The organism is Streptomyces changanensis (genome assembly GCF_024600715.1).
In the GTDB taxonomy this organism is placed as follows: domain Bacteria; phylum Actinomycetota; class Actinomycetes; order Streptomycetales; family Streptomycetaceae; genus Streptomyces; species Streptomyces changanensis.
Window position 1 is genome coordinate 68,138 of record NZ_CP102332.1, and the last position, 12,869, is coordinate 81,006.

General features: G+C 72.6%; 11 protein-coding genes. 4 read left to right on the forward strand and 7 right to left on the reverse strand.

The genetic code is table 11. From position 1 onward, the window contains the following. Positions 1 to 7: 7 nt before the first annotated feature. Positions 8 to 415 carry a YciI family protein gene (locus NRO40_RS00270; protein ID WP_058940082.1) on the forward strand — a complete coding sequence of 136 codons (408 nt, stop codon included), beginning with the start codon at positions 8 to 10 and terminating at the stop codon, positions 413 to 415. A gap of 8 nt (positions 416 to 423) precedes the next feature. Then, the gene (locus NRO40_RS00275) at positions 424 to 1,638 is read left to right on the forward strand and encodes an RNA polymerase sigma factor (RefSeq protein ID WP_058940081.1); all 1,215 of its coding nucleotides are present in this window, start codon (positions 424 to 426) and stop codon (positions 1,636 to 1,638) included. 220 nt (positions 1,639 to 1,858) lie between these two features. On the opposite strand, the gene NRO40_RS00280 is transcribed toward NRO40_RS00275, so the two are convergent. Next, the gene (locus tag NRO40_RS00280; RefSeq protein WP_058940080.1) at positions 1,859 to 2,227 is read right to left on the reverse strand and encodes a MarR family winged helix-turn-helix transcriptional regulator; all 369 of its coding nucleotides are present in this window, start codon (positions 2,225 to 2,227) and stop codon (positions 1,859 to 1,861) included. A 1,034-nt stretch (positions 2,228 to 3,261) separates the two neighbouring features. Here NRO40_RS00280 and NRO40_RS00285 point away from each other — a divergent pair. Together NRO40_RS00285 and NRO40_RS00290 are read left to right on the forward strand one after the other, a co-directional pair. Then, a complete protein-coding gene (locus NRO40_RS00285) occupies positions 3,262 to 3,873 on the forward strand; it encodes a lytic polysaccharide monooxygenase auxiliary activity family 9 protein (protein WP_079046734.1) in 612 nt (203 codons plus the stop codon). Between the two features lie 279 nt (positions 3,874 to 4,152). Then, a complete protein-coding gene (locus NRO40_RS00290; protein ID WP_058940078.1) occupies positions 4,153 to 5,220 on the forward strand; it encodes a ferritin-like domain-containing protein in 1,068 nt (355 codons plus the stop codon). A 752-nt stretch (positions 5,221 to 5,972) separates the two neighbouring features. Here the strand turns inward: NRO40_RS00290 and NRO40_RS00295 are convergent. The 6 genes from NRO40_RS00295 to NRO40_RS00320 all read right to left on the reverse strand — a co-directional run bounded on the left by NRO40_RS00295 (position 5,973) and on the right by NRO40_RS00320 (position 12,626). Next, the gene (locus NRO40_RS00295; RefSeq protein ID WP_058940077.1) at positions 5,973 to 6,494 is read right to left on the reverse strand and encodes a GNAT family N-acetyltransferase; all 522 of its coding nucleotides are present in this window, start codon (positions 6,492 to 6,494) and stop codon (positions 5,973 to 5,975) included. 258 nt (positions 6,495 to 6,752) lie between these two features. Beyond that, on the reverse strand, positions 6,753 to 7,142 hold the full coding sequence (gene rbsD / locus NRO40_RS00300; protein WP_058940076.1) for a D-ribose pyranase: 390 nt from the start codon (positions 7,140 to 7,142) through the stop codon (positions 6,753 to 6,755). Then, on the reverse strand, positions 7,139 to 8,041 hold the full coding sequence (locus tag NRO40_RS00305) for a ribokinase (RefSeq protein WP_058940075.1): 903 nt from the start codon (positions 8,039 to 8,041) through the stop codon (positions 7,139 to 7,141). The genes rbsD and NRO40_RS00305 overlap by 4 nt, the downstream gene beginning before the upstream one ends. A 76-nt stretch (positions 8,042 to 8,117) precedes the next feature. Then, positions 8,118 to 10,067: an ABC transporter permease/substrate-binding protein gene (locus NRO40_RS00310; protein ID WP_058940074.1), complete on the reverse strand. Its 1,950-nt coding sequence runs from the start codon at positions 10,065 to 10,067 to the stop codon at positions 8,118 to 8,120. Next, a complete protein-coding gene (locus NRO40_RS00315) occupies positions 10,057 to 11,589 on the reverse strand; it encodes a sugar ABC transporter ATP-binding protein (RefSeq protein ID WP_058940073.1) in 1,533 nt (510 codons plus the stop codon). Before NRO40_RS00315 ends, NRO40_RS00310 begins: the two co-directional genes overlap by 11 nt. After that, complete coding sequence (locus NRO40_RS00320) at positions 11,586 to 12,626, reverse strand: LacI family DNA-binding transcriptional regulator (protein WP_058940072.1); 1,041 nt, start codon at positions 12,624 to 12,626, stop codon at positions 11,586 to 11,588. The genes NRO40_RS00315 and NRO40_RS00320 overlap by 4 nt, the downstream gene beginning before the upstream one ends. Positions 12,627 to 12,869 lie beyond the last annotated feature (243 nt).

The window sequence follows — 12,869 nt, forward strand, 5'->3', positions numbered from 1 at the left end:
AAGCACGATGGCCAAGTACCTGCTGCTGAAGCACTACCGCGGCGCCCCGGCCGCGGTCAACGACGTGCCGATGGACCGGTGGAGTCCGGAGGAGATCTCGGCACATGTGCAGTACATGAACGACTTCGCGGCCCGGTTGGAGAAGACGGGCGAGTTCGTCGACGGGCAGGCGCTCGCCCCCGAGGGAACGTGGGTCCGCTACGACGGCGAGGGGCGCCCGCCGGTCACCGACGGACCGTTCGCGGAGACCAAGGACCTCATCGCCGGCTGGATGATCATCGACGTCGACAGTCACGAGCGCGCCGTCGAGCTGGCCGGGGAGTTGTCGGCCGCCCCCGGGGCGGGGGGCAAGCCGATCCACGAGTGGCTGGAGGTGCGCCCCTTCCTGACCGCCCGGCCCACCATCACGGAGTGACGTCACCGATGGACGAGGAGCTGCTCAGGAGCCTCACGCCGAGTGTGCTCACCGTCCTCGTCCGCCGCGGAGCCGACTTCGCGGCGGCCGAGGACGCCGTGCAGGAGGCTCTGGTCGAGGCGCTGCGGGTCTGGACGGCCGGCCCCTCCCCGGCCTCTTCGGGCATGGGACACGCCGTGCGGGATGCCAAGGGCTGGCTGGTCACCGTGGCCTGGCGCAAGTTCCTCGACGCGGCCCGTGCCGACGCGGCCCGCCGCCGGCGTGAGGAGCGCGTCGAGGAGGAGCCGGCGCCCGGGCCGGCGCCCGCGGTGGACGACACGCTCCAGCTCTACTTCCTGTGCGCCCATCCGTCACTGTCCCCGGCATCGGCGGTCGCGCTCACGCTGCGCGCCGTGGGCGGGCTGACCACCCGCCAGATCGCCGAGGCCTACCTGGTGCCCGAGGCGACCATGGCGCAGCGCATCAGCCGGGCCAAGCGCACCGTCTCCGACGTGCGCTTCGACCGGCCCGGCGACGTCGCGACCGTGCTGCGCGTCCTCTACCTGGTCTTCAACGAGGGCTATTCCGGCGACATCGACCTCGCCGCCGAGGCCATCCGGCTCACCCGGCAGCTCGCGGCCCGCATCGACCACCCCGAGGTGGCCGGGCTGCTCGCCCTCATGCTCCTCCACCACGCGCGGCGCGCCGCGCGGACCGCGTCCGACGGCAGCCTGGTGCCGCTCGCCGAGCAGGACCGCGGCCGCTGGGACACCGCGTTGATCTCCGAGGGCGTCGGCATCCTCCAGGCGGCCCTCGCCCGCGACCGGCTGGGCGAGTTCCAGGCCCAGGCCGCCATCGCGGCGCTCCACGCCGACGCGCCCACAGCCGAGGAGACCGACTGGCTGCAGATCGTCGAGTGGTACGACGAGCTGACGCGCCTCACCGACAGCCCGGTCGTGCGGCTCAACCGCGCCGTAGCCGTCGGGGAGGCCGAAGGGCCGCGCGCCGGTCTGGCGGCGCTCGCGGCGCTGGACGCCTCTTCCCCGAGCTCCCGGCTCCGGTCGAGCAGGGGACACCCCGTCCCCCGCCACACCGCGGTGGCGGCGTACCTCCACGAGCGCGACGGCGACCTGGCGACGGCGGCACGGCTGTACGCCGAGGCGGCCCACGAGGCCACCAACCTCGCCGAGCGTGACCACCTCACCCGCCAGGCCGCCCGGCTCAACGCCCGCCGGTCTCACTGACGGGTCGCGCTCGCCCACTCCCCCGGCATCACCGGGCGCCGGCCTTCGGGCTGCCGATCGCCTGCACCGGCCCGACCGCGCACGCGTGAGCGTCGCCGCAAGCCGGCACACCGCCACCGTCCTGCACGGTCGGTGTTCCGCCTCCGGCCCCTGGCCTCTGCGCCACCGACGCTCCGCAGCGACTCCCTGGCCGTCGCCCGTTCGCCCCCGGCGGGGCCGGCTACACGTGGTCGGCCAGCCCTTCGGGTGGTGCGGCCGGGCCGCCGGTCTCCTGTTGCGCGTGCCGGGTCGCGGCGCGGGTCAGGCTCGCCTCGATCTGTTCCAGGACCCGGACAACCTCGGCCTGCCGATTCTCCGGCATTTCCCCGGCGGTGCATTCCTCCAGCTCCGCCCAGATCTCGTCGACCTGGTGGCGCAGGGCCAGGCTGGCCTCGGTGGGCTCGATGATCGTTGCCCGCCTGTCGGTGGGGCGGGGACGACGGCGCACGAACCCGGCGTGTTCGAGCCGCTTGATGGTGCGGGTCATGGCGGCCGCGTCGGACCCGAGCAGCCGGACCAGGTCGACCTGGCGTGCGGCCCGAAGTCCCACAGCTGCATCAGGTCAGGCCGCTTGGGCGCGCTGGCGGGTGCGGCGTACCGACAGCGGCCCGGCGGGCACGATATCGGCGGCCGCGCGGGCAGGGCCGGGCCAGTGCAGCACGCGGTAGGGGTGACCCGGGAAGCAGGCGGCGGTGCGACGGCGCGGCCGCTCCCCCCGCCGCGGGAAGCAGGCGGTCGGGGCGGGCCCGGCTCCCTGACCGGTGACACGTTCACGGGTCCATCCGGTTTCCCGGGCGGTCCCGGCGCCGGGCGGCCGGGCTCGGGCCGCACAGCCCCGGCAGGCGACGCACGGCGCAGGCCGGCCAAGGACAGCGATCGCCAGGCCGTCGGCGCCGGAGCCGAGCAGCCGGATCAGCGTGCCAAGATCATGTACAGGATGGCGGTCGCCGTCACGCTGATGAGCAGCGAACCCAGACAGCCGACCCGGTTACTGAAGAAGAACATGGCGCCCGCCTACCCCGAAAACGCCCGGTGGTCGCAGAACGGGTCGACGACCCGGAGCAGACCGCGCGGCAACCGGACGACTCCGCGGGGGGAGGCTCGCCGGCCGGGCGGGCCCGGCAGGGTGCCGGGCTCGACGGGGAGCGGGCGGGCCGAGACGCCCGCAGCTCCGCGCGGCGGCCGGGACCCGGCTGTCCGAACGCCCGGGGCGCCGGACCGCGGGCGAGGGTCGGCGAGCGGCGGAGGCACCGGCGTGCGCCGCTCCGGTGACGGTGCGCCGAGTGGGCGGTGGCTCCCGGCTCCCGCGCGACCGCCTCGGCACTGCCTACGGGTAGGTGGTCCTGTCGGCGCAGCGGTCCGAGCATCGGTGCACGCTCCCCCGGCCCGGCTCGGCAGGCGCCCCGGAGGCCGACGACACTCCCCGAATGGTCACGCTGCGTGAAAATATCATGTACAGAGAGTAGCATTCGGTGACCTCGCGCTCACGCCGTGGCGAAGCGGCCGCCCTGACGCCGCGCGCCTCGCCGCCTCGTGAGCGGACACCACCGATGCCCAACGCATCGACGGCGAACGGAGAGAGACATGGCCACGGAAGATCGCGTGGAGGCCGCTCCACGGCACGGGTGGATGACGCACCCGCGCTCCCGGGCGGACATCGCATTCAACGGCGGCTGGCCGTCCAGCGGGCTGGAAGCGGGCAAGTTCTTCCCGGCGACCCAGGTCGGGCTGGCCGATCCGGACGTGCCGACGGACACCCCCAGCGGACCCAAGCCGGTACCGCCGGACGGCCGGATCGCCAGTGGCGGAAGCGAGCCGGCGGCGGCCAGGCTCGACGAGGTGCGTGACTGGCCCAAGAACGACCTGCAGTCAGGCGCTGAGGTTCCGTTCCAGTGGAACTTCACGATGAAGCACCGGACGCGTCGTTTCAACTACTTCGTGACCAAGGAGGGCTGGGACCCCACGGCGCCGCTGAGCCGCGCCCAGTTCGAACCCGAGCCGTTCGCGACGTACAAGCCGTACGGCGACATCCCGCACTGGGAGATGCCGGAGGCCCCTCACGACCCGAACCTCGACAAGCCGCACACGATCAAGCTGCCGGCGCGTTCCGGCTATCACGTGATCCTCGGCGTGTGGGAGGTCGCCGACACCGGCCACGCCTTCTACCAGGTCATCGACGTGAACTTCACGCGGTAGGCCCCACCCGGAGCACCTGCCCGTCGCCGGCAGGCAGCCCCGCGTCCCGAGCGACCCGGCCCGGGACTCATCAATGCGGCCGAGTGCCCGGCCGGTGACCCGAGCGTCCAGGCGATCGCCGGCACCTCGCGCGGCGGCTCCCACCGGGGATCCCCCTGGTCGTCTGTACGCGCGTCACCGGCCCGGCACGCACACGGCAACGGATCGGCGTCACCGGCAAGCGGACCTGGCGCACACCCCACACGAACGCAGTCCACCCGTGAACCCGAAGGGCATGCCATGACCACAGTTCTCGCATACGAGAGCAACGCCATCGTCGAACTGATGGAGGTCCTCCCCGTGGACCGCGACGAGGTCTGGCTCAAGAACGCCCTGCAACAGGCGATCATGGTGGAGATCGCGACCATCGGCCCGTATGCGAGTGCCATGTGGTCGATCAAGGAAGGCTCGGGGCCGGTCTACGACACCATCCGGAGGGTCATCTTCGACGAGATGAGCCACATGGGCCTGGTGTGCAACATGCTCACGACCATCGGTGGCTCTCCTATCCTCGCCGACCCGAACGTGGCGCCGAAGTACGAGTACCCGCTGCCCGGTGGCGTACGGCCCGAACTGACCGTGTTCCTGGAGGGCCTGAGCAAGGCCTCGGTCGAGATGTTCTCCGAGATCGAACGCCCGGACCACCCCGTGGCCGAGTACGAGACCTTCACCTCGATCGGGGCCTTCTACACCGCGGTGGAGGAAGCGTTCGAGGCGCACCGGCACCTGATCAGGGGCACCCGGCAGCTCGCCTACCCCATGACCCATCACGGACAGGGCAACGACATCGTCCCGCTCGACAGCATCGAGAAGGTGCGCGGCGCCATCGAGGTCATCAAGGAACAGGGCGAGGGCACCTCCGCCTCGCCCGAGAACCCCTTCCCCGGCAAGGAAGGGGAACTGGCGCACTTCTACGCGTTCCGGGAGCTCTTTCACGGCAGGAAGCTGGTCAAGGTCTCGGAATCCCCGGACATGTGGGACTTCACCGGCGACGAGGTGCCCTTCCCCCCGGCCCACCCCATGGGGAGGGTTCCGCGAGGCGGGTGGGCCAACGGCGGCGAGAACGCGCCCAGCCCCGAGGTCCAGCAGGCCCTCGACCTGTTCAACAGAGAATTCAGCTCGATGCTGCGGTCGCTGGAGAAGGCGTGGCGGACGGACGACCCGAGCGCGGCCAGGGCCGAGGTGGGGAAGGCCGTGGGCCACATGTTCCAGATGGGCCCCAAGGCGCGGGCCCTGATGGAGCGGGAACTGCCCGACGGAAGCGGCAGGACGTACGGCCCGGAGTTCCTGTACGTCGAGGGGCCGTGAGCACACCGAAGGTGACGAGCACACCTCGGTGCGGCCCATGGGGCCCACCCCGTACACCTGCCAGCAGGTGATGAAGGACGGGCAGGTGTACCACCCGCAGCCGATGCGCGCCACCCCGGACGGCCCCGGGCGTACTGATGCCGCAGGTGCGGTCCGTGGTGCTCCGTGGGACGGCGTAGGGGCACGTCCCCGTTCGAGACGACCGCGTTCCACCCGGGGACCGAGCGGCCGGGACCGCGGCCGTGGGCCGGGGTGGGCGCCGTCGCCGCCCACCCGCTCGTCGCGTGACGCGGGACCGCGCCCCGGGATCCGCTGCTCACGGGCGCGGGTGCGCTCAGGCAGTTCGGGGGCTGACCGCAGTGGTGGCCGGCTCGGACCGGGCTTGGTGGCGGCGACGCCAATGGGACCGTCCGGGCCGGAGCCCTGCCGTGAGTGCGCCGTCCTCTCCGACCGGCCGGTGGCGGTGGCCGGCGCCCCGGCATCCCGACACCCCGACACTCCGCCATCCCACCATCCCGACACCCCGACACCCCGCGTCCCGCCATCCCGCCATCCCGCCATCCCGGTGATCATGGCGGCCGCCGGTTCCGGCGCGATGGTGAACGCGTGCCGGGCCTGGCGCCGACGCCCGGCAGCGGACGGGCCGGCCCGTCCGTGAGCGCGGGGATGGGGAAGCCCGCGGTCCCCTGCTGCGTGCCCCCTCGCCGCGGCGCCGGATGCGGCACTGGCACGCCACGGCGCGCAGGGCGTCGTCAGGCCAGGTCCGTCCTCGGGTCGACGGTCCAGTGGTTGGCCTTGAAGGCCCGGCCGGCGAACGTCATGTCGACCTCCGAGAGGAAGCGGAAGCCGACCGAGCGGCAGATGCCGTTCGACGCGGCGTTGGTCGTCGCCGGGAAGGCGTGCACCACTCCCCAGCGGTTCTGGTCCCGGGCCTGCTCCAGGAGGGCACGGACGGCACGCTTGCCCCATCCTTGCCTCTGGAACTCCGGCAGGACCATCCAGCCGATCTCCGAGACCGGTCCGTCGCCCTCAGCGTCGCCGGCGTCATGGGACCAGAGGGTCACCGTCCCGGCCACCTTCTCGGGGGTGGCGGGGTCGGGGACGATCATCTTGATCCAGGCGAGGTCGGCGCTCGCCTGCTCGATGTCCCGGCGGACCTTGTCCGCTATCCCCTCACGCGGCAGCGGCCCGCCGAGGCCCGCCATCATGACGGGATCGCACCGCATCCGGACGTAGACGTCGACGTCGTCGGGTGAGACATCACGCAACCGCACTGGTTCCTCCTCGGGTTCACGGGCGATCGTCGCACGGCTCCGATCACACGCGAGCCTCCCGTACGTCCGCCGGGGTTGAGGCGGCCGAGGTGGCGCGTCGCCGACGGGTCGGCAGGCGGGGCGTGGCGGGCACCGGCGTCCCGAGCGCGGGACCGCGGCGAGGGCTGGTGCGATGCGGCCGCCCGTGGACCCGGTACCGGCCGGACGGCGCCACCACGCCCGCCCGGCCCCGGGCGCGGCGGGGCGAGCCCGGTGGTCTCAGAAGAAGACGCCGCAGCGCAGCAGCACGTTCGCGTACGGCCGTGCCTCGCCCGTGCGGACGACCAGCCGGGCCCCCGCCGACAGCTCCTTGAGGCGCTCGTGCGGGACGAGGTCCAGCGCGGGGAAGCGACCGTCCAGCAGCTTCGCCGCCTGCGGATTCGCCCGCCGTACCTCCTCCGCCGCCGTCGCGCCCTCGACGACGAGCTCCGCCAGCAGCCCCTCCAGGACCTCCGCGAACGCCGGCACCCCGGCCCTGAAGGCCAGGTCCACCACACGCGGGCCGTCCGGTATGGGCATGCCCGCGTCGCACACCAGCACCTCGTGGCCGTGGCCCAGTTCGGCCAGCGCACCGGCGAGGTGGCGGTTGAGTATTCCGGTCCTCTTCACCGGGCGGCGACCTCCGCCGCCGTCGGGAAGGACGCCTGCGCGCCCTCCTTCGTCACCGTCGCCGCCCCGACCCGAGCCGCGTACGCCGCCGCCTGGGCCAGGGACTCGCCCGCAGCGAGCCGGTAGGCCAGCGCGGCGGTGAACGCGTCGCCCGCGCCCGTCGTGTCCACGGCGTCCACCTTCACGGACGCGATGCGGCTGACGCCCTCCGCGGACGCCACGAGCGCGCCCTGCGAGCCCAGCGTCACCACCACCGACCGCGGACCCTTCGCCAGCAGGATCCGCGCCCAGTCCTCGGGAGCGTCCCCGACGGCGGAGCCGCCCAGGATCACCTTCGCCTCGTGCTCGTTGACGATCAACGGGTCACAGACCGCCAGCACCTCCGGCGGCAGAGGGCGCGGCGGCGAGGGGTTGAGCACGAACCGGCTGCCCGGCGCCAGGTTCCGTACGACTTCCACGACCGTCTCCAGCGGGATCTCCAACTGCGCCGAGACCACCCGGGAGCCCTGGAAGAGGCTGGCCGCGGCCCGTACGTCCTGCGGGGCCAGCCGGCCGTTCGCGCCCGGCGAGACGACGATGCTGTTGTCCCCGGACGGGTCGACCGTGATCAGCGCGACGCCGGTCGGCGCACCGCCCACCAGGACCCCCACCGTGTCGACGCCGGCCTCACGCTGCGAGTCCAGCAGCAACCGGCCGTGCGCGTCGTCGCCGACCCGGGCCAGCAGAGCCGTACGGGCGCCGAGCCTGGCGGCGGCGACCGCTTGGTTCGCGCCCTTGCCGCCCGGGTGGACGGCCAGGTCGGAGCCGAGCACGGTCTCGCCGGCGGCGGGCCGGCGTTCCACTCCGATCACCAGGTCGGCGTTGGCCGACCCCACGACCAGCAGGTCGTAGTCGTACATGCGTTGTCTCCCCATGTGAGTGACATGGCCGGGCGGTCCCACCAGTGGTGGACGACCGCCCGGCCGTTCCCCGATGTCAGCCGGTGAAGCCGGCCACGTTCTCCTTCGTGACCACCTTGACCGGCACCTTCACCGTCTCCTCGACCTCCTTGCCCTGGAGCGCCCTCAGGGCGTTGTCCACGGCGATCCGGCCGAGCTGGGACGGCTGCTGCGCCACGGACGCGTACAGCGTGCCGCCCTCGACCGCCTTGAGTCCGTCAGGCGTGCCGTCGAAGCCGACCACCGAGACCGACGTGCCGGCCCTGGAGCCCAGCGCCTTGATCGCGCCGAGGGCCATCTCGTCGTTCGCCGCGATGACGCCCTGGACGTCCGGGTGGGCCTGGAGCAGGTTCGACATCACGTCGAGGCCCTTGGTGCGGTCGAAGTCGGCGGGCTGCTGGGCCACTACCCGGATGCCCGGGTAGGCCTTGAGGCCGTTGGCGAAACCCTGGCCGCGCTCACGGGCGGCGGAGGTGCCGGCCTGGCCCTGCAGAATCACGATCTTGCCCTTGCCGCCCAGCTTCTCGGCGATGGTCTTGGCGGCGAGTTCACCGCCGGCGACGTTGTCGGAGGCGACGAGCGTGTCCACCGGAGCCTTGTTGACGCCCCGGTCCACCGCGATGACCGGGATCTTCGCCTTGCCCGCCGCGTTCACCGAGTTGCCGGCCGCGTCCGAGTCGACCGGGTTGACGATGATCGCGTCGAGGCCGGCACTGGTGAAGTTCTGCAACTGGTTGGCCTGCTGGGAGGCGTCGTTCTGGGCGTCCGTGACGGTGAGGTCCACGCCCCGCTTCCTCGCCTCGGCCTCGGCGCCCGCCCGGATCTGCACGAAGAAGGGGTTGTTGAGGGTGGACAGCGACAGTCCCATCCTCGGGCCGCTCGTGGCGGAGGAGCCGTTGTGCAGGAAGGACGTGGCGCCGACGATCGCGACGGTGACGACGGCCGCGAGCGCGTACGTCGCCGCCTGCCTGCCCTTGTCGCCGCCGGTGCCGGCCGCGGCCGGCGTCGCGCCGGCCTTGCGGCGGGCGGTGTCGAGCAGCACCGCCAGCGCGATGACGACGCCGATGACGACCTGCTGCCAGAACGCGGAGACGTTCAGCAGGTTCAGCCCGTTGCGCAGCACGGCCAGGATCAGTGCGCCGATCAGTGTGCCGGACGCCTTGCCCGTACCGCCCGCGAGGGAGGCGCCGCCGATGACGACCGCGGCGATCGCGTCCAGTTCGTAGCCGTCGGCGGCCTGCGGCTGCGCGGAGGACAGCCGGGCGGCGAGCACGACACCGGCGACGGCGGCGAAGACGCCGGAGAAGGCGTAGATGGCGAGCTTCTGCTTCTTCACGCGCAGGCCGGACAGCCGAGCGGCCTCCTCGTTGCCGCCGATGGCGTACATGGAGCGGCCGATGTACGTCCGGCCGAGGACGAAGGCGGCGATCAGGCCCATGACGACCATCACCAGCACCGGCACGGGCAGCCAGCCGCCGAGCGTGTCCCCGAGGTGGGAGACGGAGTCGGGGAAGGCGATCGGGGACCCCTCGGAGATGACGAGGGACAGGCCTCGGGCCACGGACAGCATGGCCAGCGTCGCGATGAACGGCGGCAGCTTGCCGTAGGAGATCAGGACGCCGTTGACCAGGCCGCAGACGATGCCCGTCGCCACGGCGAGGAGCACGGCGAGGAAGACCGGGACGCCCGCCGAGGTGGCGCTCCAGGCGAGGACCGTGGCCGACAGCGCGGCGACCGAGCCGACCGACAGGTCGATGCCCGCCGAGACGATCACGAAGGTCACGCCGAAGGCGAGGATGGCGGTCACGGCCGCCTGGACGCCGACGTTGAGGAGGTTGTCCGTCGTGAGGAAGTCACCGGACAGCGCCGACATCGCGATGACGAGGACGATGAGCGCGGTGAGTGCGCCGTTGTCGAGCAGGAGGCGGCGCAGGCCCCCCGAGGCGCCACCCGCGCCCGTCGTGCTCTTGAGCGTGTCAGTGGCCACGGGGGGCCTCCGTTCCGGTCGTGTTCGGGGTCGTCGGGGCGCTGACGGCGAGTGCCATCACGGCGTCCTGGGTCGCCTCTCCGGCGGAGAGTTCACCGGCGATCCGGCCCTGGGCCATCACCAGCACCCGGTCGCTCATGCCGAGCACCTCGGGAAGGTCGCTGGAGATCATCAGGACGGCCGCGCCGGCGGCGGTGAGTTCGTTGACGAGCTGGTAGATCTCGACCTTGGCGCCGACGTCGATGCCGCGCGTCGGCTCGTCGAGGATCAGCACCTTGGTGTCGGCGAGCAGCCACTTGCCGATGACGACCTTCTGCTGGTTGCCACCGGAGAGCGTCCGCACGTGCTGGCCGAGTCCGGCCATCCGCACGCCGAGTTGCCCGGCGATCCGCGCGGCGGCCTCGCGCTGGCCCTTGAGGTCGACGAGCCCGGCGCGCGTGGCCGACCGCAGCGTCACCAGGCCGAGGTTCTCCTCGACCGACGCGTCCAGCACCAGTCCCTGGCCCTTGCGGTCCTCCGGGACGAGCCCGATGCCGGCGGTCATGGCCGCGTTGACGTCGTCCTTGGCGATCGGGGTGCCGGCGACCTTCACGGTGCCCCGGTCGTACGCGTCGGCCCCGAAGACCGCCCGTACGACCTCGGTACGGCCGGCTCCGACGAGCCCCGCGACGCCGACGACCTCGCCGGCGCGCACCTCGAAGCTGACGTCGTGGAAGACCCCGTCCCGGGTGAGCCCCTCGACGGACAGCAGCGCGGCGCCTCGGTCGGCCCGTTCGCGCGGGTACTGCTGCTCAATCGAGCGGCCGACCATGAGCCGTACGAGTTCGTCCTCGGGCGTGGAGGCCGGGACCTGCCCGACGCTCTTGCCGTCCCGGATGACCGTCACCCGGTCGCCGAGGGCGGCGATCTCCTCCAGGTGATGCGTGATGAAGACGATCCCGACGCCGTCCTCGCGCAGCCTGCGCACGATCGCGAAGAGCTTCTCGACCTCCTCGGAGGTGAGCACGGCCGTCGGCTCGTCCATGATCAGCACGCGCGCGTCCAGGCTGAGCGCCTTGGCGATCTCGACCATCTGCAGGCGGGCGATGCCGAGTTCCCTCACCCGCGCGCGGGGCGACACGTTCACGCCCACCCGTGCGAGGAGGACCTCGGCGTCCGCCTCCATCCTCTTCCGGTCGATCACGCCGAAGCGGCGCGGTTGGCGCCCCAGGAAGATGTTCTCGGCGACCGTCAGGTCGGGTACGAGGTTGAACTCCTGGTAGATCGTGGCGATCCCCAGCCGCTCGGAGTCCTGCGCGCCCTGGACGCGCGTCTCCTCGCCGCCGACCAGGATCCGTCCGGCGTCGGGGGTGTAGGCGCCGGAGAGCATCTTGATGAGGGTGCTCTTGCCCGCGCCGTTCTCACCGAGCAGCACGTGCACCTCTCCCCGGCGCAGGTCGAAGTCGACGCCGTCCAGCGCCACCACGCCCGGGAAGGTCTTGCGTATGCCCTCGATGCGCAGCAACTCTTCCGTGTTGCTCACGACTGGCTCCTGTTCGTCACGGGGTTGCCGTCGGGGTTCCCGTCGGGGTTCTCGCCGCAGGAGCGGCGTACGACGAGGCGGGCGGGGAGGGTGACGGACTCGCCGGGCCGTCCCTCGATGCGGTCGACCAGGGCCCGTACGGCGGCCCGGCCCAGCTCGCCCGTCGGCTGGGCGATCGCCGTGATCGGCGGATCGGTGTGCACGAACCACGGGATGTCGTCGAACGCGGCCAGCGCGAGGTCGTCCGGTACGCGCAGGCCACGCGCGCGTACCGCGTCCAGCGCGCCGAGCGCCATCAGGTTGTCGGCCGCGAACACGACCTCGGGCGGCTCGGCCAGGGCGAGGAACCCCTCGGTGACCCGGCGGCCGCTCTCGGCCTGGAAGTCGCCCTGCCCTGTGTAGGCGTCGGGCAGGTCGAGCCCGTACGCGCCGAGCGCCTCGCGGAAGGCCTCCACGCGCTCCTGGCCGGTCGTGGTCGCCGCCGGGCCCGCGATGATCGCGAGCCGCCGGTGCCCGAGCCCGTGCAGGTGCGCCACGAGGTCCCGTACGGCGGCCCGCCCGTCCGACCGGACGACCGGCACGTCCACGCCCGGGATCCACCGGTCCACGAACACCATGGGCGTCCCTGCCCGGGCGGCGTCCAGCATCAGCGGCGAGCCCCCGTCCGTCGGGGAGACGAGCAGGCCGTCGATCCGGCGGTCCAGGAGGTTGCGCACGTGGTGGTCCTGGAGGTCGGGCCGCTCGTCGGCGTTGCCGATGATGACGCTGTAGCCGAGCGCGCGGGCCTCCTCCTCGACGGAGCGGGCCAGTTCGGTGAAGTACGGGTTCAGTACGTCGCTGATGACCAGGCCGAGGGTGTGGGTCTGGTCCGTGCGCAGGGAGCGGGCGACGGCGTTCGGGCGGTAGCCGAGGGTCTCGACGGCGGCCAGCACGCGGGTGCGTGCGTCGGCGCTGACCGACGGGTGGTCGTTCAGGACGCGCGAGACCGTGGCGACGGAGACGCCGGCCTCCGCTGCGACGTCCTTGATACTGGCCATCGCCGCTCCACCTCCTTGTGGATCAGTGGTGCCGGCACGGGGCCGGCACGCGTGGAATCGATTACATCGACGGGAGCATGGAATCGATTACACGCCAGTGAATCAAGACCCCCAGGGCACCTCTTGACCGGATCGTGATGTCCCGGAGCGCGGTCCGACGGATCAGGGCGCCGGCCGGCGCCCGCCCGGGATCGGCGCGATGCGCAGTTCCACGCCGTCGCCTCGGAGCGGGCCAATTGACCG